The sequence below is a fragment of the Collinsella sp. LCP21S3_A3 genome (assembly GCF_052118905.1).
GTDB lineage: Bacteria > Actinomycetota > Coriobacteriia > Coriobacteriales > Coriobacteriaceae > Collinsella.
Genome location: NZ_JBQKGH010000011.1, coordinates 37278 through 59974 on the forward strand (window position 1 = coordinate 37278; position 22697 = coordinate 59974).

Consider the following 22697-nt stretch of genomic DNA (forward strand, 5'->3'; position numbering starts at 1 on the left):
GTGCGCGTCCTCGTCACCGGCGCCAGGGGCTTCGTCGGGAGGAACCTCTGCTGCGCGCTGAAGAACATCCGCGACGGCAAGGACCGCCGCGCGAAGTACCAGTCACTCTTTCCCCTTGAGGTCATGGAGTACGACATCGATTCGACTCCTGGGGAACTAGATGCGTACTGTTCCCTCGCCGACTTCGTCTTCAACCTGGCGGGCGTCAACCGCCCCAAGGACCAGGCGGAGTTCATGGAGGGCAACTTCGGGTTCGCCTCCACGCTGCTCGAGACGCTCGAGCGCCACGGGAACACGTGCCCCGTCATGCTCTCCAGCTCCGCGCAGGCGAGCCTGTCCGGCCGCTTCGAGGGCTCCGTATACGGCGAGTCGAAGCTCGCGGGCGAGGGCCTCTTCCGCGAGTACTCCGAGAGGACCGGCGCCCCGGTGCTCATCTACCGCTTCCCCAACCTCTACGGCAAGTGGTGCCGCCCGCGCTACAACTCCGCCGTGGCGACCTTCTGCGACGCCATCGCCAACGGCCGCCCCTACACCGTGAACGACCCCAGCGTGGAGCTGGAGCTCCTCTACATCGACGACCTGGTCGACGAGATGCTGGGCGCCCTGGTGGGCGAGGAGCACCGCTGCGGCTACGAGGGCCTCGAGCGCGTCGACGGTGACGGGTTCTGCTACGTCCCGGAAACCGACGTGAAGTCCCTGGGCGAGATCGTCTACCTGCTGGATACTTTCCGCGACAGCCGCGAGACGCTCTCGGTGCCCGACCTTTCCGAGGGCTCCTTCTCCAAGAAGCTCTGGAGCACGTTCCTGTCCTACTACGAGCCGGGCAACTTCGCCTACGGCCTCAGGCCCAACACTGACGACCGCGGCTCGTTCACGGAGTTCCTGCGCACGCCTGAGCGCGGGCAGGTCTCCATCAACGTCTCGAGGCCCGGGATCACTAAGGGCAACCACTGGCACATGAGCAAGTGGGAGAGGTTCCTGGTGGTCTCCGGCACCGCCTCCATCAAGCTGAGGAAGGTGGGGGAGGACGCCGAGGGCAACCCGTTCCCCGTTGACGAGTACGTGGTGAGCGGCCCCGACATGCGCGTGGTTGAGATGATCCCCGGCTACACGCACTCCATCACCAACCTGTCCGACACGAAGGACCTCGTGACGGTCATGTGGGCCAACGAGCCCTTCGACCCCGAGAACCCCGACACCTACTACGAGGAGGTCTAGCCGCATGGGCAAGGACTATTCCGATATCGCATTCAAGGACGACGGCCGCCTGAAGCTGTTGATCATCGTGGGCACCCGCCCCGAGGTCATCCGCCTGTCCGAGGTCATCAAGAAGTGCCGCCGCCATTTCGACTGCCTGCTGGCGCACACCGGGCAGAACTACGACTACACCTTGAACGGCATCTTCTTTCGCGACCTGGAGCTCGCCGACCCCGACGTCTACCTGGACGCCGTGGGCGCCGACCTCGGCGAGACGGTGGGCAACATCATCGCCGCGAGCTACAGGCTCATGGTCCAGGTTCAGCCCGAAGCGCTGCTGATCCTGGGCGACACCAACAGCTGCCTGTCCGCCATCGCGGCCAAGCGCCTGCACATCCCCATCTTCCACATGGAGGCGGGCAACCGCTGCAAGGACGAGTGCCTGCCCGAGGAGACCAACCGCCGCATCGTCGACGTGATCTCCGACGTCAACCTGGCCTACTCCGAGCACGCACGCCGCTACCTCAAGGATACCGGCTGCGCCCCGGAGCGCACCTACGTCACGGGATCTCCCATGGCCGAGGTCCTTCGCGCCAACCTGGAGAAGATCGAGGCCTCGGACATCCTCTCTAAGCTCGGCCTTGAGCCCAGGCGCTACATGCTGCTCTCGGCGCACCGCGAGGAGAACATCGACACCGAGGCCAACTTCACGAGCCTGTTCACCGCGATCAACGCGCTGGCGGAGAAATACGACATGCCGATCCTGTACTCCTGCCACCCGCGCTCCCGCAAGCGCCTGGAGGCCACCGGCTTCAAGCTCGACCCGCGCGTTCGCATGCACGAGCCCATGGGCTTCCACGACTACAACTGCCTGCAGATGAACGCCTTCGCGGTTGTCTCCGACTCCGGCACCCTGCCCGAGGAGTCCAGCTTCTTCGCGAGCGTCGGGCGCCCGTTCCCGGCGGTGTGCATCCGCACCTCCACCGAGCGCCCGGAGGCGCTGGACAAGGCCTGCTTCACGCTGGCCGGCATCAGCGAGCGCGGCCTGCTCCAGGCGGTCCACACCGCCGTCGAGCTCGACGCGGAGGGGTCGCTGCCCGAGGCGCCCGTCCCCGACTACGCCGACGAGACCGTGTCCACCAAGGTGGTCAAGATCATTCAGAGCTACACCGGCGTCGTGGACAAGATGGTGTGGAGGAAGAGCCTGTAGTGACGGTCTATGCCCACATAAACACCGTGCCGAACGGCTCGACCGGCGGCATTATGATGAAGGAGCACAAGGAGCTTCTGGCCGCGGGTGAGGATTCTTATGCTTTCTGGGGTCGCGGCCGCGACGCTGAGAATGCCAACGAGATGCGCTTCGCCTCCGACCTGGAGGTGAGGCTCGACGTGCTTCTGACGCGCCTGGATGGCAAGGCGGCGTTCCACTCGATGGCTGCCACGAAGCGTTTGCTCGTCAGGTTGGACGAGATTGCTCCCGACGTGGTGCACCTACACAACCTGCACGGGTACTACGTGAACATAGAGATGTTGTTCGGGTGGCTTGCGAGCCATGATTGCAGGGTGGAGTGGACCCTGCACGACTGCTGGGCGTTCACGGGCCATTGCGCGCACTTCACATATGCGAAGTGCGCGCAATGGCAGTCCCATTGCGCGTACGCAAAACCATGCCCACAACTCGATACCTATCCCAAGACGTATTCAAAAGGCTCTTGCTCGTGGAACTTCGAGCAGAAGAAACATTTGTTCAACCTAGTGTCCGCCGACCGATTGAAGCTCATCACGCCCTCGCAATGGCTCGCTGATCTGGTGGGGGAAAGCTTCCTCAAGGATTATCCCGTTGAGGTTCGCCACAACACCATCGACAAGAGAATTTTCAAGCCCACTCCGGGCGACTTCCGTGAGCGCTACGGAATAGGAGACAGGTTTATGATCCTAGGCGTCGCGAGTCCGTGGACCGAGCGCAAGGGCCTCGCTGACTTCGTGCGGCTGGCGGGGGAGCTGGATAACGACAAGTACGTCATCGTGCTTATGGGACTGAGCGAAGGGCAGATTAAACAGTTCCCCCCCAGCGTCATTGGTCTTCAGCGTACCGACTCCGCGCGGGAACTCGCAGTTATCTACTCGACTGCAGACGTCTTCTTCAATCCCACCGTCGAGGACAACTTCCCCACGGTGAACCTGGAGGCCGAGTCCTGTGGGACGCCCGTGGTGACCTACGACACGGGCGGGTGTGCAGAGACCGTGCGGCGGAGCGACTCGCGCGTTGTCGAGGGGTACGAAGGCGCGCTTGCCCGGATGGTCGAACTTGCAAGGAGTGCATAGGGATGCGCATCACGTTCTTCTCCAACTTCCTCAACGCGCACCAGCTTCCGCTGGCGAAGGAGTTTGACGCCATGGACGACGTCGACTACACGTTTGTATCCCTGCTCGCAACCGGCGGCATGGTCGGCAGGGTGAGCCTTGACGACGACTACGCCTTCGTCGTGAAGGAATATCAGGACGAGGCGCACGCCGCCCTCGCCATGCGCCATGCCGTCGAGGACGACATCGTGGTCTTCGGTGACATGGCCGGCAAGGAGCAGTACGTTCGCGCGCGCGCGAAGATAGGTAAGCCCTTTTTCCGGTACGCGGAGAGACTGCTTAAGCGCGGTGACTGGTGGAGGTTCGTGCCGCCCAAGGTCTACAGGACGTGGAACCGTTTCGGTCGCTATAAAAAAGACGAGATGCGCGTGCTCTGTGCCAGCGCCTACACGGCGAGGGACCTCGGGCTTTTCGGCTTTCCCGTCTCCAAGTGCCTCAAGTGGGGCTATTTTCCGCAGGTGCAGGCGACGGACGACGTACCGGACTCGAAAACACCGCTTCCACGGTATAAGGCGCTGTGCAGCGCACAGCGCCTTATACCGTTGAAGCGCGTGGATCTGCAGATCCACGCGCTTCAACGTGTCTTGTCGGCCGGGGTCAACGTCAAGTTGAGCATAGCCGGGGACGGCCCCGAGAGGGACAGGTTGGAAGCGCTGGCTTGCGAGCTGGGCGTCGCGGACAACGTGGAGTTCCTCGGGGAGCTTTCGCACGGCGACACGCTCGCGCTCATGCGGGAAAGCGGCGTCTTTCTGGCGACTAGCGACCGTAACGAAGGCTGGGGCGCGACCGTCAACGAGGCCATGTCAGTGGGCTGCTGCGTCGTCGCGAGCGAGGAGATGGGCTCTGTGCCGTACCTTATTAAGGACGGGGAAAACGGGTTCGTCTTTACTGGCTCGGATGTCGAGGGACTGGCCTGCAGGGTCGTCGGCGTGCTGAACGACGGAGAGCTCGCCCGGCGTGTCGGGGCCGCGGCGGAGGAGACCACCAACGGCCCCTGGTGCGCGCGGGAAGCGGCGCTCCGCTTCAAGAGGCTGTCGGAGGACGTTGTCGTGAAAGGGTTTGACGTCGCCTTGGAGGAAGGGGCTTTCGCCCGTGGGCCGCTGAGCGCTTCGATTTGATGGGCATTCGCCTGGGGAGATTGTTTTGAAACTTCTTGTTTTCGTTTCGACGTTGGAGAGCGGGGGCGTTGCCGCGGTTGTCCTGACACAGGTAAAGGCCTGCTTCAGGCTATGCGGGGACTTCCACGTCGACTTCGCCTGCTGCGTCCCGCCTTCCGACGAGAAGGCCCGGGAGCTCGACGTCCTTGGCGCGACGGCGTATCGCCTGACGCCTTTTTCAAGCAGTCCGCTCGAGTATTGCAAAGATGCCGAGCGGGCCATTCGCGAAAGCGGATGCGACGCCGTCCACGTGCATCTCGGCCATTTGAATTGGGTGGTCTGCAGGGTTGCCAAGGCCTGCGGCGTCGAAAGGCGAGTCATGCATAGCCACAGCGAGCTTCCGCGCTCGATGTCGCTTCCCTTCAAAATAGCGATGGGCATGGCGCCGGCGCTGAACCGACGTTACGCGACTGCCATGTTCGCCTGCTCCGAGCCGGCGGGTATGGCTTATTTCGGCAAGGGCTTCGAGTTCCTGCCGAACATTGTCGAGTTTCCGATGGAGCCGGCCGAAGTTGTTGCGACTAGGGAGCAGTACGATTCGGAGTTCTCGTTCGACTCCGAGCGCGGGCTGCGCGTGGGCTTCCTCGGCGCGCTTGATGCAAACAAGCGGCCTGAGTTCGCCCTTGCTCTGTCAAGAAGGCTATGCGAAGATGGCGTCGAACACTGTCTGCTTATCGCCGGGGACGGGCCTCGGCGGGCTGAGATTGAGGCGCTGGCCGAAGGGGACCCGCACGTGCGTGTGCTCGGTCAGCGCAGCGACTCAAGGTCGCTTCTGAGGTACTTCGATTTCCTCGTGATGCCCTCGATTGTCGAGGGAATGTCGCTGTCGGCCCTTGAGGCCCAGCTTTCAGGCACCATGTGCCTCGCCTCTGACTCGATTCCCGGCACGAACGACCTGGGACTCGGTTTGTTCCGTCAGATACCCTGCGACGACCCGGGGAGGTGGGCGGACGCGATCAGGGAAACCGGGGCCGGCTACAAGGTGCCGACGGAGGCGGAGATTGCGCGGCGCCTCGTTGCCATCGGATATGACAGCGACACCGTGGCGAGAAGGCTCCTCGCGGCCTACGGCGGGTGCCAAGTTCGGTGACGGCAATGGAAACAATGACTAGCTCAACGATTAACGACTTAACATCATACAAGGTTCTATCGACAATCGCGATTGCGTTACAGATGGTCGTCATCGCGGTCGTGGGCACGTTCGACGGCTATGGCGCCATGTGCGCCGCGTCGGTCCTCCAGCTCGCTTTCCTGGTGGCCATCCTGGCCTTCTCGCCTTGCCGTCAGCTCTTCGCCGTCCTATTCCTGGCCGCGAACTGGATTTTCCATTGCGGGCAGATCGCATGCGTCGCTGCCGGCTACAACGACGTCCTGAACCTCGACTTCAGGATGTACGGGTCTGCCGCGACCGTGGCGGAGGCCTTCTCGTTTTACCTGTACTCGCAGTCGCTCTTGACAATGGGAGCCGTACTCTTTCAGGCCAGACCGCCGAAAGGGGCGAGCCGGGGCGTTAAAGGGCCTTGGGAAGTCAGTGAGAAGCTCGCCTGGGTGCTCGTTGTGGTAGGGCTTCCCTTCTGGCTGTACGTGAACCTGGCGAAACTGTCAGGGGCGGCGGCCGAGGGATATCGCGGCGTGTACTCGCTCGTTATCCCGGCACCCATCCAGGCCGCGTCCTTCTTTTTCGAGGCCGGGCTGCTCATGTTCCTGCTCTTGGTCGGGAAGGAGCGCAGGGGCGCCTTCCTGTTCTGGGCCGTCGTCGCAGTCAAGGTCGTTCTTATGTCGACGGGGGGCAGGCAGGACCCGGTCTGCTTCCTTGCCGTGTGGTGCCTTGTGTATTTCGGCTACCTGCGAAAGCTCTCGCCGTCGCGCGTCGTTGTATTCGGCGTCTCCACCGTTTTCCTCCTTTTTGCGATTGACGCGTTCGGGGAGCTGAGAAACGACGGCTTCTCCTTTGACGCTCTGGCGAATTATTTGGCCAACGCCTCGTTCTTCGACGTTTTCTGGGACAGCCTAGGCGAGTTCGGGTCGGCCTTCTCGACCCTTGTTGTGAGCATGGCGAGCGTTCCGTCCATCCTGCCCTTCGGCATGGGGAGCACGTACGTGGCGGGAATTCTGTCCGTCATACCGATGCTCGTGAACAGGTTTGCCGGGCTTAAAGCCTCGACGCTCTTCACGACGGTCATCCCTGGGACCACTTTCCTGGGTGGATCGATGCTCGGAGAGTTCTACTACAACTTCGGTTGGTTCGGGCTCGTCGGCCCGTTTCTCGTCGGGTGCGTCCTGGCATGGTGCCAGAACCGGCTGAACCTCGTCGGCCGCGAAGGGGCTGGTCTCGGCATGTGGCTGGCTGCGGTCCTCGCCATATTCCTCCTTCTTTTCGTGCGAGGTTATTTCACCGATGCGGCCATGAAGTTCGTGTACCTTTGCGTGTTCGCGTGGGCGGCAAGCGGCCTGCTGCGTCGATTCGACGATCGGAAGGCCGGGGCGGATTCACCGAGAATAGGAGGGCATGCTCGATGACGAAGCCCTTCTTCTCGATATGCATCGCGGCGTTCAATGCTGACCGCTATTTCGACGACTGCCTCCGGTCGATTGCCTCGCAGAGCTGCGGCGACTACGAGGTCGTTGTCGTCGATGACGGGTCTACCGAACCCCTGACCTTGGATGAGGGTACAGCCGGGTGCCTCTCCGCTGTGCGCGTCGAGCGCATCCCGAACAGCGGGCCCTATGCCGCTCGCCAAAAGGCCTTCGATTTGGCGAGGGGCGAGGTGGTTGTTTGCGTCGACTCTGACGACAAGCTTCTCGACCGCTCTATGCTGGAGAAATTGAAGAGTGTCTTCATCGACCATGGAGCGGACGTCGTGTTCTATAACGCCACATGCGATGAGCGGAGGCCGGTAAGGTTTCTCGACCTGTCGGGCTTGGGAGGCGGCGGCCCCGTCGAAGAGGGCGCCGTGTGGCGCGTATACACCAAAGGCTATTCTTTGAATAGCCTTTGGTGTAAAGCGTTTAAGAGAACGCTTTACAGCAAAAGTGAAAAACCGAGACCTCGCCTGCTCATGGCGGAGGACAGACTCCAGAGCCTTGAGATTATGCGCAACGCTGGCTCATTTTGGCTGGTTGACGAGCCCCTGTACTTCTACAGGTACAACCCCGCCTCGACCACGAACGGGGGGTACGATCCCGCCTATTTTTATCAGGCTTGCTACGTCGAGGACGAGGTTCTGGCATTCATGGACGAGCGTGGAATCCCTGCTGGCGATTGGGCCGCCCATTTCCTCTCAACCGCATCGGGGGCTTTGCTGGGACTGCGATACAACGAAACCCTTAGTCGAGCCGAACGATGGGCGGCTTATGAGGCGATTCGCCGAGAGCATGCGCTCGAAGTTGCCATGGGGCTGCGTGGCGACAGCGATCTTTCGGCAGTTGACGGCTTGAGGCTCACCCTCATGGAAGAGAAAAGGTTTCGCCTTCTTGATTTAAGCATGCTGCCTTGGAAGGCCGGTTCCGTTCTGAAGCATCTGCCCGATAGCTTTCGGCTGAAGGGGAGGTAACTCCGGATACCACCCGATTGCTCGGCCTGTTTGCTTCCCCCGACCGGATTTCTTTTGATTCAACGAGATTGGATAGGCACTTAATGAGCGACTCATCAAACAGGCGTAGCGGTGTCGTTGTCACCTACGTCTACACGATATGCAACATACTCGTGCAGCTCATCTACGTTCCCTTGCTCTTGTCTTCGATCGGGCAGGAGGAATACGGGCTGTACCAGCTCATCGGGTCTATCGTGTCGTATATCGTCTCCATCAACGGCATTCTCGCAGCCGGCGTTGGCAGGTTTTATTGCATGTACAAGGCCAATGACGACCGGGCCAACATGGAGAACACCCTTGCCATCGCAAAGCGAATGTACTGGGCCTTGTCCGTTGCCACCATGGTAATCATGTTGGGCATCGTCGTGGCGTTTAGAGCTGTCTACGCGACCTCTTTCACGTCTGCCCAGATTGACGAATGTTCGCTCATGCTGATGGTCCTTGGCGTTAACTGCGTTGTGACGATGAACAACGCGATCAACGTTTCTATCATCACTGCGAATGAGCGGTTCCTCTTCCTCAAAGGGTCGCAGACCGTCACGCTGGTCCTTCAGCCGGTTCTGGTTCTTCTTCTCACGAGGATATGCCCCTCGGCACTCGCCGTCACCTGCGTTGTGCTCGCGATGAACGCGCTCTGCGCGCTGGCGCAGCGCTTCTATGCCGCCAATGTTTTGAAGGCGAGCTACACATACCACGGGTGGAACAGAGGCCTTGCGCGCGGGCTGCTCGGCTTCAGCGCGGTAATCGTTCTGGTGACGCTCGCGGACCAGATTTTCTGGAAGACCGACCAGCTGATAATCGGCTACTTCTTCGGCGCGGCGCCCGTCGCCGTCTATGCCGTCGGCTCGCAGGTCTACACTGCCTACATGACCGTGGGGACGGCCGTCTCCTCGGTGTTCTTCCCACATGTTTCCGAACTGTACCATCATGACCACGACATGGGGGCAATCTCGGCGCTTTTCATCAAAGTCGGTCGCATCTCCCTCATGCTGTGCCTGGCCATATTGGGCGGGTTCGCGGTTCTCGGCGCTGACTTCATGACGCTTTGGGCTGGTGAGGGTTTTTTCGAGGCCTACGTCGTAGCCCTTGTGATTATGGTCCCGTTCACCATCGACCTCATCCAGAACCTCGGCCTCACCATCATGCAGGTGATGAACCGCTACCAGTTCAGGGGGATCGTGTATCTGAGCATCGCGCTCCTCAACTTGGTCCTGACCATTGCACTCTTGCAGGTTTACGGCCTCATCGGCGCTGCGGTTTCGACGGCTATCGCGATGTTCGTTGGGAACGGCTTGATTATGAACTGGTATTACAAGGTGAAGATAGGGCTCGATGTCAAAAGGTTCTGGAAATCGATGATGGGTGTTATGGTGCCCGAGCTCATGTATTTTGCCCTATTCGGCGCGGCATATTGGCTTCTTCCCATCGCGCATGGGTCTTGGCTGACGTTCGTTCTTGCCGGGGCGGTCTTTGGCGTGGGCTACCTGTTTGTTCTTAGGCTGTTCGCCATGAACGAATATGAGAAATCGCTCATTGATAGCTTCTTGGGCAGAAGGCCACAACCTTAAGTTTTCTCTTGATGGCAATATACGATTAGATTGCCTCGAGCTCCCACGACTGGGCGGGCGTGCCGTTTGGCGTCCATGTCTGGATTCCCTTCCCGTCCTGGGCGCTGCCGCCCGGCACGTCGAGCGCGAGCCCGGTATCGGCGCTCACGAGCACGTAGGCGCCGGCCTCGCGCCTGTGCTCCCACAGCTCGGCCCGCGAGCCGTCGGCGACGGCGAAGCGCGCCGACCAGCCCTCGGCCCTCAGGACCCTGCCGAGCGCGGACACCCTGCACATGCCGGTTGTCTCGTCGCGGGCGATGGACACCGTGGCCGCCGAGGACGTGAGCACCGCCGACCCGCCGCTGCAGCCGAGCGCAACCGACGTGTCGGCGCACGAGGCCATGCGGTACTCGCCGTCATCGATTACGCGATCAGGTATGGCGGGTGTCTCGGGATACTCCACCTCGAAGTCGAACTTCGCCGACCACTGGTAGCTCGAGACCGTCGTGACGTTCGACGTCGCCGTGAGCATCACGTTGCCGTCGGCCGCGCTCCACCCCCCAATGGTTCATCGCGTACGCAACGATCGCGTTCTGTATCCCCGAGATGCTGGGCGGGATGGTGCCGTTATCAGCGTCGATGGAGAACTCGGTCTCCTTGGCGTTGAGGTGCTGCTGGATGCGGTCGGCGTATGCTCCTGCCCATTCGTTGGCCTTGCCGTTGCGAACGAAATAGTTGTTGCTTAAGTCTGTTGAGCGGTAGGCGTAGCCTTCTTTCTGGTAGTTCGCCGTGTGGTCGCTGTGGGCGATGCTCATCAGCTCGTCGGTTAGGCCGAAGTAGAGGTGACGCTGGTCCAGGTCGCGGTAGTGTCGAGAAAGTTGGTGTAAGGGCCCCTGCGGCCCCTGTGTCCGATATCCGGAATCAGTTGATATCCTAGGCCGCCTCCACGCTGCCGGCAAGTTCCAGGCTGGATTCGATTATCTTCCTGGCCGCCTTCTCCAGCTCCGCCCGGTCGTGCTCGCCCGCGGCACCCATTCTGAACGCGGCGTCATGCATCTCGGCCATCTTCCTCTCCGAGAAGTAGCGCGAGCCGGACTATGTCTCGGCCTGGTCGCACATGACGGCGCCCACGAGCCTGAGCAGCGAACTCTCCGACGGGAAGACCTGCACCACGCGCGAGCGGCGCTTGATTTCCCTGTTGGTGCGCTCCTGCACGTTGTTGGTGCGCAGGCGCTTCCAGTGCGACGGCGGGAAGTCCAGGTACGAGAGCGCGTCGGGCTCCGCCTCCTCGAGCACCCTTGCCGCCCTCGGGCAGCACCCCTCCAGCATCTCGCACGCCGCGTGGTGCATGGCCGCGGCGATGGCGGCGTCCCCGGCGCGGAAGACCGAGGAGACGAGGTGCCCCGCGCGGCGCCTCAGCTGTCGGGAGCCGGCCTCGCGCATGCAGTCGCGCACCAGGTGCACGGCGCATCGCTGCCAGGCCGCCCCCTGGAAGACCTCGCCTATGGCCCTGACCGGGCCCCCGTGGGCATCGGATGCGACGAGCTCGGTGCCGGTAGCGCAGCTCCCGCAGGAAACCGAGCCGCGATTCGCAGGACCCCGTGCCCGCCACGGATACCCCCAGCACCCGCCTCCAGCCGGACTCGTCGCAGCCTATCGCCGTGGCCGCCGCGGTCGAAGCCACGCGGCCCCCGCGGCGGCACTTGACGCAGGTCGCGTCGAGCCAGATGTAGGGTATCGCGCGCGCATCGGGCGGCCCCTCCGCGAGGTCGGCTATCTCGGCGTCGAGGGTCGCGGCGATCGCGCCCACTCGATCCCTGCCGAGTCTCTCGATGCCCATCTTCTCGGCTATCCTCTGCACCTTCCTGGTGCCGGTGCCGGTGGCGTACATCTCGGCCACCGCTGCGACGAGCGCGCGGTCGACGCGCCGGTGGCGCTCGAGGACGTCCTCGGGGAAGAAACTGCCCGTCCTGAGCTCGGGGATTCTCAGGTTGAGCGTGCCCACGCACGTCTCGAGCGTGCGGTTGCGGTAGCCGTTCCTGCCGTTGGCCCCATCGCCGCAGAGCTGGTCGGCCTCCTCGTCAATGATGGCGTTGACAACCTGCTCGGCGAGCAGCCTGAGCAGCGACCGGATGTCGACCATCCCGTCGGTCGACCTCGGGATGGCGGCCTTCTCCGGCATCGCGTCTGCTAATATCTCCATAGCGGTCCCTGTCCTTTCCCAGAACCTGTGTTATGTAGCGATTCCAGATTCTGGGACAGGGGCCGCTTGCGTTTAGCGGTCAGCCGTCGGCGCGCTTACACCAACATTTCCGACGCGATCGATTCTTTGGTGACGTTCGAAGTCGCAGCAAGCTCAACTTTGCTGTAATTGGTTTCTCGCTCCCGCAGATTCATCGCATATGCAACAATCCCGTTCTGAATCCCCGAGATGCTCGGCGGGAAGGACTGGTTATCAGCATCGATGGAAAACTCTCTGCCTTGACTTCCAAGTGCTGTTGAATGCGGTCGGTGTACTTTGTTGCCCATTCATCGGCCTTGCCATTTCGCACAAAGTAATTGTTGGATAGGTCGGTTGAGCGGTAGGCGTAGCCGTCCTTCTGGTAGTTTGCCGTGTGGCCGGAGTGAGCGATTGCCATGAGCTGCAGCTATCAAAGTAGATTCGTCTTACGATTTATGCCCGCAATGGCCCGTTGATACAAACTCGAGTTTTCATGAACGTCAATTGCTGCCGGGCGTCCCTTCCATTCACCGACTGGCAAAACGATTTACACCTAATTTCGGGAATCGATTACGGGTATTTGCTGTGCCCCCTGTCTAATCTCGCTACACTAATAACTGCTGCCACCAGGTCATTTCCTGATGCAGTTTCCAATGGCTCTTGCGAAGATCGGAGCGGTTATGTTTGCTGCCGCGTTCCACACCAGCCGACACTACATCCTGTTTATTGCCATGGCCTGCCTATGCGTTTTGCTGGGCGGGCCTTCTTATGCCGCGGGCGCGGAGAGCCTGATCATCGCGGGCGCGACGTACCGCGAGCCAGGCGTTTCGGGCCCCGGGTGGGCTTGGACCGATGCCGGCCACCTGGAACTTAACGGATACACAGGCGAGGCTATCGGCGCCGACGGCGGCCTGGTGGTGACGCTGACCGGGCAGAACACTGTTGTCGAGACGAGCGCGCCCGACGTGGACATCTCGCGTTGCGGCATGGAGGTGTGGGGCGATCTGACGCTCCGCGGCACCGGGTCGCTGGTGGCCACGGGCTCGCAGTGCGGGATCTACGTGTCAGGGACGCTCGCGGTGGACCGCTGCAAGGTTGACGCGCGGGCCGACGGCGCCGGCATCGCGGATGCGCGGGTTGCCGGCGTGATCGCGGACGGTCTTGCCGTTCGCGGCGGTGGGCGCGTTGTCGCCGCGGGCGCGGGCTCCGGGGCGAGCGTGCGCGCCTATGGCGTGTGCCTGCCGAGCAGGGCTGCCGGCGGCGGCGCGGCCGGGCAGCTTACCGTCGATGCGTCCTGGCTGGATGCGTCGGGCGCCGACGGCGGCGTCGCCTGCCTGGGCGGGTCGCTTGCATCCGCGCGCTTTGTTGCGCCTGCGGGTGGGACCTTTGGCACGGGCGGCGTGGTGGGTGCCGACGGGTCCGCGGCAGCGCATGTGACGATCGAGCCCGTGGATACCACGGCGCCGGCGGGGGAGACCGCCGGTCCCGATGCGCCGGGCGATGGTCCGTCCGCCCCTGGCACCGATCCCGCTACCGGCGAGCCAGCTGCGAATCCGTCGACGAACCCCACACAAAAGCCCGCAGCCGCGACTAAGACAGTAACCACGACCACAGCGACCAACACCACGGCCGGAAAGGCCTCTAGGCCCAAGGCCGCCACCGCGACGACCGCCTCGCTCCCCAAGGCCGGTGATAACTGCTGGATCGCCGCATCCCTTACGCTAATCTTTCTCGGCATAGCGCTCCTATGCGCCGCGATTCGCTGCCAAGGCGCTCGCTTTCCGGATTGCTCCTGAGTGAGGGTATTGGCTTACGTCAACACACTCTCTCTCCTTGAATAGGGAAGCTTCTACGATATCGATTCTTCTTCAAGCAAAATGCCAATTCTCATCGCATCCCGCTGGCTTTTGCCCCCGAGGAACCTAATTCCGAAAGTCTTGAGGCCATTCGCGAAGGGGACGCATTCCTGGCATCTGGCAAAATAGGACGTTTTGACAATGGTGCCGATCTTGTCGTAGCGGCGATGGAGCAATTTGTAATGTTAATAGGGCATCTTAAATAAATTTCAATTTAAAGCAGATATTTGTTCAAAGCTAACAAATAATGGTTTTAAAACTATATAATTGTCCTTGTTATTAAAGGATGTCTGTGGTAAATCAACTTTTGCGAAAAGGATTCTAAAGATGATCCTCAACTTTTCTTTTAAGAACTTCCTCAGTTTTCGGGATACGCAGCAGTTCTCTTTCGAACCGATTTCAAGCAAAAAGGAACTTGGTCCCGTGCGAGTGGCTGCGATTTACGGTGCAAACGCTTCGGGCAAATCAAATTTCTTAAACGCTCTTAGCTTTGTCTCTTACTTTGTACGTACCGGTTACGCGGCGGGCGATGTGAAGTCTCAAATACCCATCGTCCCCTTTTTACTTGACTCGGAATCGCGAACAAATGACACAGAATTCTCGATAGATTTTATCGCCAACAACTTAAAGTATGAGTTTTCATTTGGTGTAAACAAAAATGAGGTTACATATGAGAATCTCATCGTGTATCGATCAAAACAGCCGTCCCTTCTCTATGACCGCTCATCGATAAACGGGGAACAGTCAATTAAATTTGGTAGCACCTTTACAGGCGCCAAAAAACAACTTTGGGATATCACGCGCAATAATTCTTTGTTCTTATCTGCCGCCGCGGCGGCTGGAAGCGATGTAATTCAACCTGCATTTGCAGCTCTTGCAAATGACATCAATCTTTATGATGCAACGCATTATCTAGCAGAGCTCGCCACCATAAAAAAGCTGTTTATCAACGATGACGCACGAGCTCACATGCTATCTCAGCTTATTAAATATGCTGACATCGGAATTGACGGCATGGATGTCCGTCAAGCGGAAGGCGTCATGAGTTTAAAAGACTCGCTCGTTGGACTCGATGAGATTCCGGAAGAGGCACGTAATAAAATTGCAGAAGACTTTAAATGGTCGTTCGCTTATGACCTGTTCTTCCACCACAAAGGCTCGGGAGATGGCTTTTGGCTGGACTCCGCCCATGAATCGGAGGGTACAAAAGCTGCGCTGGCGTTTTTCTCGGTAGCCTTACGCTCTTTAAGCAGCGGGGCCACAACAGTAATTGACGAGCTTGATTCAAGTCTTCATCCTACGCTCCTGCGCGACTTCGTCTCACTGTTCGCCGATCCCGACACAAATCCAAATGGCGCGCAGCTAATCTTCTCAACCCATGATGTCACCTTGATGACGCGAACCAGCCCCATGGAAGAGGTGCTCGAACGTGACCAGGTCTGGTTTGTGGAAAAGGACTCTGAAGGTACTTCGCAATTAATTGCCGCGATGGAGTATTCCCCTCGCGCAAATGAGAATCTGGGGCGCAATTACTTAAACGGTGTCTATGTGCCGCTGCCCAACCCAAGTTTTCATCAACTTGTGGCCCGACTCATGAAGGAGGGCGCTGATATAAATGGCTAAGGCAGAAAGGAGAGGGCTTGCTCTTGGCCGCAAAAAGCAAACAAGAGCCAAAAGAAAGCGCCACTTAATTGTGTCCAATGGCAAGGTGACCGAAACCGAATACTTCAACCACTTAATCAGTGAGATGGACGTTCGCGGAAGCGTGCGGTATCGGCATATAGACGGAGATCCCTTGAAGGTGGCCAAGCAACTGTCGCGAGAGCTCGAGAATGATAAAAAGGCAGTTAAAATAGGTGAAATCGAAGCATTGAGTTCCGCATGGATTGTTGTCGATTCGGATGAGTTCAGAAACCTAGCCGTGGCAGAACGAGAAGCAAAGGCCAAAGGTGTAAGGCTTGCAATCTCTAATCCATGCTTTGAAGTGTGGCTCATCGATCATGTGTCACCATGCCCGGAAACTTTTGCATCGACTCCCCAATGTGAGAAAAGGGCGCGCAACCTTGGTGTATTAAAGACCACCGACCCCAACAGGTCGTCTGCGTCTAAGTTCAAGTCTGTAAATCTAGAAATGATTGATGGCAAAAAGGACCAGGCTTTGGCCAATGCCGCAAAGCACAATACCGATGATAAACGCCGCGCAAGAGAAGCAAATCCGGACAACGTTGCCGCCTATCAGGTATGGACAGATTTGCCTGATCTTGTAGATGATGTATTTGGGTCGGGCCAATAGTGTGATTATCCCGTGCTACGGCCAGTCACACTATTACCCAAGAACCTCAGGTCAAATTCCCCATACATTTTCGAGCTTGCCGAACGCCATAAAGTTGGACTGCGGTTTCGGCGCTGGTCCCCTGATGTTTACCGTTGAGCGGCAATTATCCATGATCTCATTTACTGACATATCCACTGCGGTCTGCCGCGTGCTGGTTCGCTACGACGTCCGCGAGGCATATCTGTTTGGCTCGTTCGCCCGAGGCGAGCAAGCGCCCGATAGCGATATTGACTTGCGTCTAGCCTGCGGCGCCACGATGACGTTTGGCACGCTATATGTACTTTCACTTGAGCTCGAAAAGGAACTTGGCCGAAAGGTTGATATAGTAACCAACCCACCAGAGCACATGCGCCCGGCCTTCCGCAAAAATCTCGAACAGGATGAGGTGCGTCTCTATGAAGCGAAGTAAACGTGACAAGGAGCTTACAGATACCATCACTCAGCTCACTCTGCACGCCGAGCCCAACACGGAAAGCCTTGAGGCAATTCACGAGAGCGATGCGTTCTTTGCCAGGGGGAATCCCGGCCGCTTCGACAACGCCGCCGACCTAATCGATGCGGCTCTAAAAGCCTCTGAAGTGTGAGAGAATTCAATCACCGAAGAGGCGATTGTCTCGGAAGCGTCAGACTGGCGAGGTTCGTACTTCGCCATTTTTTGCACATCGGTGGTTATCGGAAATATCCCGCTGGCTAGCGTAGCCCGAACTCGTGGTGATATAGTTCCGACCAAAGCAAGGTTGACTTGGGATGGATTCGGCTGGGTTCCCGAATGGGGGTAGGTCCTTTTGACCGAGAATTCCTTTGCTCCTGGGGTCAAGCCTTGCTTTTACTTGCTGCATTCGGGTTAGTTAGAACGGCTTGCCGCCTTGGGTTAACGAGCACGGTTGCAAGGTCTTATAGGAATGCTCCAATTCATGCCGCGTTACATCTAGTCTGCTCTTTATACTTTAATAAAACCACTAAGGAGGTAGTCATGTTTTGGAGCTATGTTCAGCTTGATGATGGCACTCAATTTGCCTACTCAGAGACAAGAGAAGACGGAACCGTTCGCGTGGCCGTCGAGCGCCCGGTTGACTTTGGCTTTGACCATGCGGAATGCTTCTTGCCTGCGGTCAAATGGTTCAACGTCGAAGGATTTACTGCTGATGACCTCAATTTCTTGACTGAATTCGTTAGATCAAACGCCCCGTTTATCTTCGAGCTCGCCGAACGCCAAAAAGCCGGACCGGCGGTTTCGGCGCTGGCCCCCTGACGTTCTACTGTTAAACGCCCAATTGAGACATGGTTTCACTTGCTGACATATCATCTGCGGCCTCCCGCGTGCTGGTTCAATACGACGTCAGCGAGGCATATTTATTTGGTTCGTTTGCCCGAGGCGAGCAAACGCCTGATAGCGATATTGACTTGCGCCTAGTCTGCGGCAACACCATGACGTTCGGCGCGCTTTACGAACTCTCCCATGAGCTCGAGAAGGAACTTGGGCGAAAAGTTGATATCGTCACCAACCCACCAGAGCACATGCGCCCGCCCTTCCGCAAAAGCATCGAGCAAGATGAGGTGTGCATCTATGAAGTACTGTAGCAGGTAGAGGCGTCGGTGTGCTCCAGTGTGGTCGGCAAGTCTGAATTTTGCCGCATACTTCCGGATTCGGAGAGTCTTAGAAGTCAGTATTGAACTCAAACTCAGTTCCATACACCCTCTTGCACTTGAATACAGGTATCGCCCTAGCGATAGCATGCTATACTATCGCTAGGGCGATACCTGTTAGGAGACTCGCGTGGAACTATGGCATGGTTCTCAGAAGATCATTGAGACTCCCCAGATTGGCCTGGGGAATGTCCATAACGACTATGGACAGGGATTCTATTGCACAGAGAGCCTCGACCTTGCAAGGGAATGGGCATGCTCTAGGGACGCAGACGGCTTTGCAAATCGATATGAACTCGACATGGCCGATCTCAAAATTCTCGACTTGCTATCGCCGCAATATTCAGTTCTGCATTGGATAGCATTGCTTGTAGAGCATCGTTCATTCCGAAAGGACACCGCCGTCGCTGTGGGGGCATGCGAATACCTTCGCGATCATTTTTTGCCTGATGCTAACGCTTACGATGTGATTAGAGGGTGGCGTGCGGATGACTCGTACTTCAGCTATGCCAGGGCGTTTGTAAACAATACGATCACCATTGACCAGCTCGGTCGAGCGATGAGGCTCGGTAACCTTGGAGAACAGATTGTGCTCAAAAGCGAGCGCGCGTTTAAGAGCATTCGTTTTGCTGGATTTGAACGTGCGCCACAAGCTCTATATGGCCCATTGGCCAAGGACCGAGATGAGTTGGCAAGGGCGCAGTATCGGGAATTGCTTACCGAAAACCCGTTTGAGGGAATTCGTATCGTCGATATCGTTCGAGAGGGGATGACAGAAAATGACCCACGCCTACAGTGAGATGTATCTCGAGGATGCCATGAGAACGCTGGGCGAGGCGGTCGACTTTGCCCTCTGTGACCAAGGGCTGAGTCCTGTCGAACTAACGACAATCCTATTGAATTCTCGCGAGATGAGTCAATTCGAGCGTGGTGTGGCGCGCGTTGTCTGCGGCATGTCGGGTGACGAACTTGCGCGTGAAATAATTGCCAGTGCGGGACTGAAACCCGCAGAATGTAGGGAGAGCTATCCGCTTGATCGTTCGCCTCAGTATTGGGCGGGCTGGGTTTTGGCTTATTCGCAATGGGCGAGCAGCTTGAACTTTAACGAGCTCTTTGAAGTCGCCCCGCTTGATTGGATTATCGGTTCGTATTCCCCGCTTCACGAGGCGTCGGAAGATACATTCGCAGAGATAGTCATCGATAAATGGAACAAAGCCCAGGCAGACAAAAAGGGCCTCAAAGCGGCACGAAAGGCGGCCGGCCTAACGCAAAAACAGCTCGCCGCCCAATCGGGGGTTAAACTTCGCGCTATACAGCTCTACGAACAGAATCAGCTGGATTTGCGCCGCGCCTCGGTCTCTTCGGCATTGGCGCTCGCAAACACCCTAAACTGCGCGATCGAAGACCTCGTCTGGCAACCGGTCGCCCTGGAGTACGACTCGCGGGCCATTCCGTTCGTAAAGCTATAGAGGAGGCAGTCATGCCTTGGAACTACGTTCAACTAGATGACGGCGCCAATCACGTTGCTAAAGAAGGTCATTCAACTGCACACGAGGCAAATTCACCATCATCGATTTTGCTCGCCGGCGTCACGTCGATCGATGAAGCTATTCGACTGACCATTGAGGGCATGCCCAACGCGCTCAGGCTCTTGGAGGACTCATGATGGCGGATACGCAGCGGAGCGCTCATCCGTTCGCGCCGCTCGCGTTCAATGATGCCGGTTCGCTCGAATCTATGGCCGCGGCCGTAATGCGCCTACACAGCACGCTGATGACGGTCAGGCGCTGCTATACAACCGACGCCACAGGCGGCCGGGCCGCGCTTGAGCTTGGACGCGTCGAGTCCGTGCTTGCGGGTGCATTCTGTACGATATTCGGCCAATCGCCGGCCGACCGCTTCGCAGACATCTTTGACCAGGTCACCTACGTGGCCGAGCACATGGTCAAGGACCACATCTTTGAGGACGGTAACAAACGCACCAGCCTTGTCTTTGCGTTGTCCGTCCTAAGGTTCGCCGGCACCCCGGTCGTGCTGTCCGACAGCCCCGAGCCCAAAGACAACCAGTACTACGTCTGGATCCAAGACCTCGTATCCGGAAACCGCTCTCGCGCCGATCTCGCGGAAGAGCTTAGGCGCAATTGCGTTGTGTGTCTCGACTGCGCTTCGCCCGTATAGAATCAAACCTTCCGCACGCTGGTTACTGAATGGGTTGGACACCGCATGGAACTCCCTAGCACCCTGTGCAGCAATGTGTGTGACTTCGCGTTTTGCCCCGAGCCCTGCTACGACCGCCTGGTTGACCTCGCCGATCCCGAGGACTGGGGTCCCAGTAACCGCATCCTCAAAAACTACCTGTCGTTTTCTTTTAGCCGCGCGGTGTTCCTGACCGAGCGCGACGCGGACCAGACCGCCCCGCAGCTAGCTACACGCTCGCGGTGCCTCAGTTCTATGGTGGCCGAATCCAGCTGGTCCTGCCGCTGTGCCTGACCGGCGACAAGCCCGAGCTGGCGCTGACCATCCAGCGCGAGGACGGCTTTTACGCCGCGCGCACCTGCCTCAGACTCGACATGGCTTACAACAACGCGCGACTCATTTGCCGCCCCGAGACCTTGTGGATCAAGCGATAAAGGGTGGTTTAGCTGCGGGTTTGTCGGTTGCTTTGGTTGCTTTGGCATGACTGGCGCCCACGAATTTAAAATCGAGGGCAAAAAGTTCTTGGTAAACTACGCGCGGCTATGTTAGTATCTCTTTTGCCGAAAGGCGACGGGCGATTGGCTCAGGGGTAGAGCATATCCTTCACACGGATGGGGTCACAAGTTCGAATCTTGTATCGCCCACCATCAAAAGCACAGGTCAGAGGTGTTAAGCCTCTGGCCTTTTTCTTTTTGACACCAAGGGTGACACCAGAACTGACACCAAAATCGAATCGTAGTCGTATAAGGTGTCATTTTATATCGCGCCCTTTTTGCTGATGCCATTGCATGTTTTATATAAAACGCATGCGTATTTTCATTGAATTCCCCATCTGATTCGAGCGTAAATGTGGAGACAGGGACCACACGCCCAGAGCTCCTTCCAGCGGAATTGTATTGCACGAGGGATCTTCGGCAGAACTCGTTAAGCTATTGGTTTGCTTCCGGTACTTACCCGCATGATGGCCCAGTAGATAATCGGCCATGCCCGTGATCCGCACGGCCCGCGGCCGAAACCAGGGGAGGCGCAAATGGACGAAATCGTCTGCGCAAACACCGCATTTCGCTATTGGCGCTGCCCACCGCAGGTGCGCGATCTCTACCCGCGCCTGCCCAACTCCGAAGACGGCTGGCGAGCTCTATCCCAAGCCCCTTTCGTAACCGACGTCCTCAAGACCCCGATTATCGCTGTAGCTTCGCCAGGTTCTTGTAATCACCACTCGGGATTGCGCTCCACTATTCGCTGGGAAGGGGCATCGGAAGCCAGCGCAACAATCGACACTCATTTAGGCTTTAGTGTCACCAATCCGCTTAACACGTTATTTACTATGACACGCTTTGTGTCTCAAATAGATCTCGTGCTGGCTATGTACGAACTATGCGGCTGGTTTTCTGTTTTCGAGCCAACTCCCGCTGCCGAAATACAGCTAAAAATGGCAGAAGAGGAGAATCGCAATTCCAGCACGCAGGATCTGTTCGAACTTGGAGAAGGCGAAGACGAGGTTCCTTGGAAACGAGTTTATGCCCACGCAACCGTTAAGGTCCCAGATAATGAAGGCCAAACGAACAAGCGTGAGGATGGAAGAGAGGTTACGAAACTCAAAGGTACTTCTCTTTGGATGAGAAAGCCGCTTATCGAACTGAGCGACCTGCATCGATTCGCCGATAAGGTCAAAAGTCAAATGTGGGGAAAGCAGTTTTATGATGCCGCTCAACAGGTTATCGGCATTGCTGCATCTCCACTCGAGGTCGCGGGAGTCCTGCTCCTAAGTCGTTCTCGACGTCTAGGTGGTTCAGGTTTCAGATACGTGTACCTCAACGATTTAACCCCTCTATCCGAGGCAGCCCAAAGCATCGCAGGTCAAAAGGTCTGCTACGGCGACATCGTGATTGTAAACCCAATGCTAATGAAGGCAGTAATTATCGAGATTCAAGGTGAAGTCATCCATGGATCAGGCGCGGTACTTGACCACGATGCGGAACGTATGACTGCGCTCCAGAGCATGGGTTTCGACGTGTTCCTGGTAACCCACGATATGCTTAACGACAAAAAGCAGCTAGACACCATAGTCAAAAGCGTCTGCAGTCGTTTGGGGATTCGATATAAAGCCAAATCCGAGGCGATGAAGCGCGCCGAAACGCGACTGCGAGCAAATGTTTTGTGCAACTGGTTGGAAATCGGGAATTAGCCGGCAACGAGATACTAGAACAACCTTGTTTGCCTGCCAGTGAATTAGTGCCATTTCAAAACCATGCCGGATTACGGGGCTGGACCCGGACCGGCCGTCCATACCCTGCATTTCACGAAATTCGCAAGTCGTCTACCTGCGGTTTTGATTTTACCGATTACGGCATCCCCGAGGGTTCCCGGCCTGGCCCCGTAAAGCGGCATGGTTTTGAGATCGCCGGGTGGGCGGGAGCGCGATTGGTCCCGATAATGGGCCTGGTGCCGGCGGGATGGCCGTTGGGCGGATGGCGGCCCGCGCCGCGGAAGCGAAAAAACGGCGGTCGGCGGGACTCGAGATGTCCCGAGGGCGCCGGAGAGGGGGGGCGGCGGCCACGCCGCCGCCCCCGCGGGGCGCGGG

General features: G+C 58.2%; 23 protein-coding genes, 1 tRNA gene and 2 pseudogenes. 22 read left to right on the top strand and 4 right to left on the bottom strand.

Features of this window, described 5'->3' with window-relative positions; genetic code table 11:
• The 8 genes from ACTQ0H_RS06840 to ACTQ0H_RS06875 all read left to right on the top strand — a co-directional run bounded on the left by ACTQ0H_RS06840 (position 1) and on the right by ACTQ0H_RS06875 (position 9879).
• On the top strand, positions 1–1218 hold the full coding sequence (locus ACTQ0H_RS06840; RefSeq protein ID WP_441547994.1) for a polysaccharide biosynthesis C-terminal domain-containing protein: 1218 nt from the start codon (positions 1–3) through the stop codon (positions 1216–1218).
• Positions 1219–1222: 4 nt separating this feature from the next.
• Complete coding sequence (gene wecB / locus ACTQ0H_RS06845) at positions 1223–2407, top strand: non-hydrolyzing UDP-N-acetylglucosamine 2-epimerase (protein ID WP_441547995.1); 1185 nt, start codon at positions 1223–1225, stop codon at positions 2405–2407.
• Positions 2407–3522, top strand: a complete 1116-nt coding sequence (locus ACTQ0H_RS06850; RefSeq protein ID WP_441547996.1) for a glycosyltransferase — start codon at positions 2407–2409, stop codon at positions 3520–3522. Before wecB ends, ACTQ0H_RS06850 begins: the two co-directional genes overlap by 1 nt.
• 2 nt (positions 3523–3524) lie before the next feature.
• Positions 3525–4679: a glycosyltransferase family 4 protein gene (locus ACTQ0H_RS06855; protein WP_441547997.1), complete on the top strand. Its 1155-nt coding sequence runs from the start codon at positions 3525–3527 to the stop codon at positions 4677–4679.
• Positions 4680–4704: 25 nt separating this feature from the next.
• Complete coding sequence (locus ACTQ0H_RS06860) at positions 4705–5808, top strand: glycosyltransferase (RefSeq protein ID WP_441547998.1); 1104 nt, start codon at positions 4705–4707, stop codon at positions 5806–5808.
• An 83-nt stretch (positions 5809–5891) separates the two neighbouring features.
• On the top strand, positions 5892–7238 hold the full coding sequence (gene wzy / locus ACTQ0H_RS06865; RefSeq protein ID WP_441547999.1) for an O-antigen polysaccharide polymerase Wzy: 1347 nt from the start codon (positions 5892–5894) through the stop codon (positions 7236–7238).
• The gene (locus tag ACTQ0H_RS06870) at positions 7235–8272 is read left to right on the top strand and encodes a glycosyltransferase family 2 protein (protein WP_441548000.1); all 1038 of its coding nucleotides are present in this window, start codon (positions 7235–7237) and stop codon (positions 8270–8272) included. Before wzy ends, ACTQ0H_RS06870 begins: the two co-directional genes overlap by 4 nt.
• Before the next feature lie 83 nt (positions 8273–8355).
• A complete protein-coding gene (locus tag ACTQ0H_RS06875) occupies positions 8356–9879 on the top strand; it encodes a lipopolysaccharide biosynthesis protein (RefSeq protein WP_441548001.1) in 1524 nt (507 codons plus the stop codon).
• 25 nt (positions 9880–9904) lie between these two features.
• On the opposite strand, the gene ACTQ0H_RS06880 is transcribed toward ACTQ0H_RS06875, so the two are convergent.
• The 4 genes and pseudogenes from ACTQ0H_RS06880 to ACTQ0H_RS06895 all read right to left on the bottom strand — a co-directional run bounded on the left by ACTQ0H_RS06880 (position 9905) and on the right by ACTQ0H_RS06895 (position 12387).
• On the bottom strand, positions 9905–10390 hold the full coding sequence (locus tag ACTQ0H_RS06880) for an RICIN domain-containing protein (protein ID WP_441548002.1): 486 nt from the start codon (positions 10388–10390) through the stop codon (positions 9905–9907).
• Complete coding sequence (locus ACTQ0H_RS06885; RefSeq protein WP_441548003.1) at positions 10290–10673, bottom strand: hypothetical protein; 384 nt, start codon at positions 10671–10673, stop codon at positions 10290–10292. Before ACTQ0H_RS06885 ends, ACTQ0H_RS06880 begins: the two co-directional genes overlap by 101 nt.
• 118 nt (positions 10674–10791) lie before the next feature.
• Positions 10792–12061: pseudogene (locus ACTQ0H_RS06890) on the bottom strand (IS256 family transposase).
• 95 nt (positions 12062–12156) lie between these two features.
• Complete coding sequence (locus ACTQ0H_RS06895) at positions 12157–12387, bottom strand: hypothetical protein (protein ID WP_441548004.1); 231 nt, start codon at positions 12385–12387, stop codon at positions 12157–12159.
• Positions 12388–12732: 345 nt separating this feature from the next.
• Between ACTQ0H_RS06895 and ACTQ0H_RS06900 the strand changes: the two genes are divergently transcribed.
• The 14 genes and pseudogenes from ACTQ0H_RS06900 to ACTQ0H_RS06965 all read left to right on the top strand — a co-directional run bounded on the left by ACTQ0H_RS06900 (position 12733) and on the right by ACTQ0H_RS06965 (position 22301).
• On the top strand, positions 12733–13875 hold the full coding sequence (locus tag ACTQ0H_RS06900) for a hypothetical protein (RefSeq protein WP_441548006.1): 1143 nt from the start codon (positions 12733–12735) through the stop codon (positions 13873–13875).
• 387 nt (positions 13876–14262) lie between these two features.
• A complete protein-coding gene (locus ACTQ0H_RS06905; RefSeq protein ID WP_441548007.1) occupies positions 14263–15558 on the top strand; it encodes an AAA family ATPase in 1296 nt (431 codons plus the stop codon).
• A complete protein-coding gene (locus tag ACTQ0H_RS06910; RefSeq protein ID WP_441538426.1) occupies positions 15551–16228 on the top strand; it encodes an RloB family protein in 678 nt (225 codons plus the stop codon). Before ACTQ0H_RS06905 ends, ACTQ0H_RS06910 begins: the two co-directional genes overlap by 8 nt.
• A 151-nt stretch (positions 16229–16379) precedes the next feature.
• Entirely contained in the window at positions 16380–16679 is a 300-nt protein-coding gene (locus tag ACTQ0H_RS06915) for a nucleotidyltransferase family protein (protein ID WP_441548008.1), read from the top strand.
• The gene (locus ACTQ0H_RS06920; RefSeq protein WP_441548009.1) at positions 16666–16854 is read left to right on the top strand and encodes a hypothetical protein; all 189 of its coding nucleotides are present in this window, start codon (positions 16666–16668) and stop codon (positions 16852–16854) included. The genes ACTQ0H_RS06915 and ACTQ0H_RS06920 overlap by 14 nt, the downstream gene beginning before the upstream one ends.
• A gap of 389 nt (positions 16855–17243) precedes the next feature.
• A complete protein-coding gene (locus ACTQ0H_RS06925; protein WP_441548010.1) occupies positions 17244–17522 on the top strand; it encodes a hypothetical protein in 279 nt (92 codons plus the stop codon).
• Between the two features lie 29 nt (positions 17523–17551).
• Positions 17552–17851, top strand: a complete 300-nt coding sequence (locus ACTQ0H_RS06930; RefSeq protein ID WP_441548011.1) for a nucleotidyltransferase family protein — start codon at positions 17552–17554, stop codon at positions 17849–17851.
• A 196-nt stretch (positions 17852–18047) separates the two neighbouring features.
• Positions 18048–18716 carry a DUF3990 domain-containing protein gene (locus ACTQ0H_RS06935; protein WP_441548012.1) on the top strand — a complete coding sequence of 223 codons (669 nt, stop codon included), beginning with the start codon at positions 18048–18050 and terminating at the stop codon, positions 18714–18716.
• Entirely contained in the window at positions 18697–19386 is a 690-nt protein-coding gene (locus ACTQ0H_RS06940) for a helix-turn-helix transcriptional regulator (protein ID WP_441538436.1), read from the top strand. Before ACTQ0H_RS06935 ends, ACTQ0H_RS06940 begins: the two co-directional genes overlap by 20 nt.
• An 11-nt stretch (positions 19387–19397) precedes the next feature.
• Positions 19398–19583 carry a hypothetical protein gene (locus ACTQ0H_RS06945; RefSeq protein WP_441538437.1) on the top strand — a complete coding sequence of 62 codons (186 nt, stop codon included), beginning with the start codon at positions 19398–19400 and terminating at the stop codon, positions 19581–19583.
• Entirely contained in the window at positions 19583–20095 is a 513-nt protein-coding gene (locus ACTQ0H_RS06950) for a Fic family protein (RefSeq protein ID WP_441538438.1), read from the top strand. Before ACTQ0H_RS06945 ends, ACTQ0H_RS06950 begins: the two co-directional genes overlap by 1 nt.
• Before the next feature lie 251 nt (positions 20096–20346).
• A pseudogene (locus ACTQ0H_RS06955) lies at positions 20347–20547 on the top strand (DUF3825 domain-containing protein); the annotation flags it as partial.
• A 138-nt stretch (positions 20548–20685) separates the two neighbouring features.
• Positions 20686–20760: transfer RNA gene (locus ACTQ0H_RS06960), tRNA-Val, on the top strand.
• A gap of 383 nt (positions 20761–21143) precedes the next feature.
• Positions 21144–22301: a hypothetical protein gene (locus ACTQ0H_RS06965; protein ID WP_441538440.1), complete on the top strand. Its 1158-nt coding sequence runs from the start codon at positions 21144–21146 to the stop codon at positions 22299–22301.
• Positions 22302–22697 lie beyond the last annotated feature (396 nt).

Bases quoted from the DNA above. Each gene is read 5' to 3' on its own strand.
- ACTQ0H_RS06915 (WP_441548008.1), top strand. From the start codon at position 16,380: ATGATCTCATTTACTGACATATCCACTGCGGTCTGCCGCGTGCTGGTT.
- ACTQ0H_RS06920 (WP_441548009.1), top strand. From the start codon at position 16,666: ATGAAGCGAAGTAAACGTGACAAGGAGCTTACAGATACCATCACTCAG.
- ACTQ0H_RS06900 (WP_441548006.1), top strand. From the start codon at position 12,733: ATGGCTCTTGCGAAGATCGGAGCGGTTATGTTTGCTGCCGCGTTCCAC.
- ACTQ0H_RS06880 (WP_441548002.1), bottom strand. From the start codon at position 10,390: ATGCTCACGGCGACGTCGAACGTCACGACGGTCTCGAGCTACCAGTGG.
- ACTQ0H_RS06945 (WP_441538437.1), top strand. From the start codon at position 19,398: ATGCCTTGGAACTACGTTCAACTAGATGACGGCGCCAATCACGTTGCT.
- ACTQ0H_RS06875 (WP_441548001.1), top strand. From the start codon at position 8,356: ATGAGCGACTCATCAAACAGGCGTAGCGGTGTCGTTGTCACCTACGTC.
- ACTQ0H_RS06950 (WP_441538438.1), top strand. From the start codon at position 19,583: ATGGCGGATACGCAGCGGAGCGCTCATCCGTTCGCGCCGCTCGCGTTC.
- ACTQ0H_RS06870 (WP_441548000.1), top strand. From the start codon at position 7,235: ATGACGAAGCCCTTCTTCTCGATATGCATCGCGGCGTTCAATGCTGAC.
- ACTQ0H_RS06855 (WP_441547997.1), top strand. From the start codon at position 3,525: ATGCGCATCACGTTCTTCTCCAACTTCCTCAACGCGCACCAGCTTCCG.
- wecB (WP_441547995.1), top strand. From the start codon at position 1,223: ATGGGCAAGGACTATTCCGATATCGCATTCAAGGACGACGGCCGCCTG.
- ACTQ0H_RS06930 (WP_441548011.1), top strand. From the start codon at position 17,552: ATGGTTTCACTTGCTGACATATCATCTGCGGCCTCCCGCGTGCTGGTT.
- ACTQ0H_RS06965 (WP_441538440.1), top strand. From the start codon at position 21,144: ATGGACGAAATCGTCTGCGCAAACACCGCATTTCGCTATTGGCGCTGC.
- wzy (WP_441547999.1), top strand. From the start codon at position 5,892: ATGGTCGTCATCGCGGTCGTGGGCACGTTCGACGGCTATGGCGCCATG.
- ACTQ0H_RS06910 (WP_441538426.1), top strand. From the start codon at position 15,551: ATGGCTAAGGCAGAAAGGAGAGGGCTTGCTCTTGGCCGCAAAAAGCAA.
- ACTQ0H_RS06940 (WP_441538436.1), top strand. From the start codon at position 18,697: ATGACCCACGCCTACAGTGAGATGTATCTCGAGGATGCCATGAGAACG.
- ACTQ0H_RS06905 (WP_441548007.1), top strand. From the start codon at position 14,263: ATGATCCTCAACTTTTCTTTTAAGAACTTCCTCAGTTTTCGGGATACG.
- ACTQ0H_RS06885 (WP_441548003.1), bottom strand. From the start codon at position 10,673: ATGAGCATCGCCCACAGCGACCACACGGCGAACTACCAGAAAGAAGGC.
- ACTQ0H_RS06925 (WP_441548010.1), top strand. From the start codon at position 17,244: ATGTTTTGGAGCTATGTTCAGCTTGATGATGGCACTCAATTTGCCTAC.
- ACTQ0H_RS06895 (WP_441548004.1), bottom strand. From the start codon at position 12,387: ATGGGCAACAAAGTACACCGACCGCATTCAACAGCACTTGGAAGTCAA.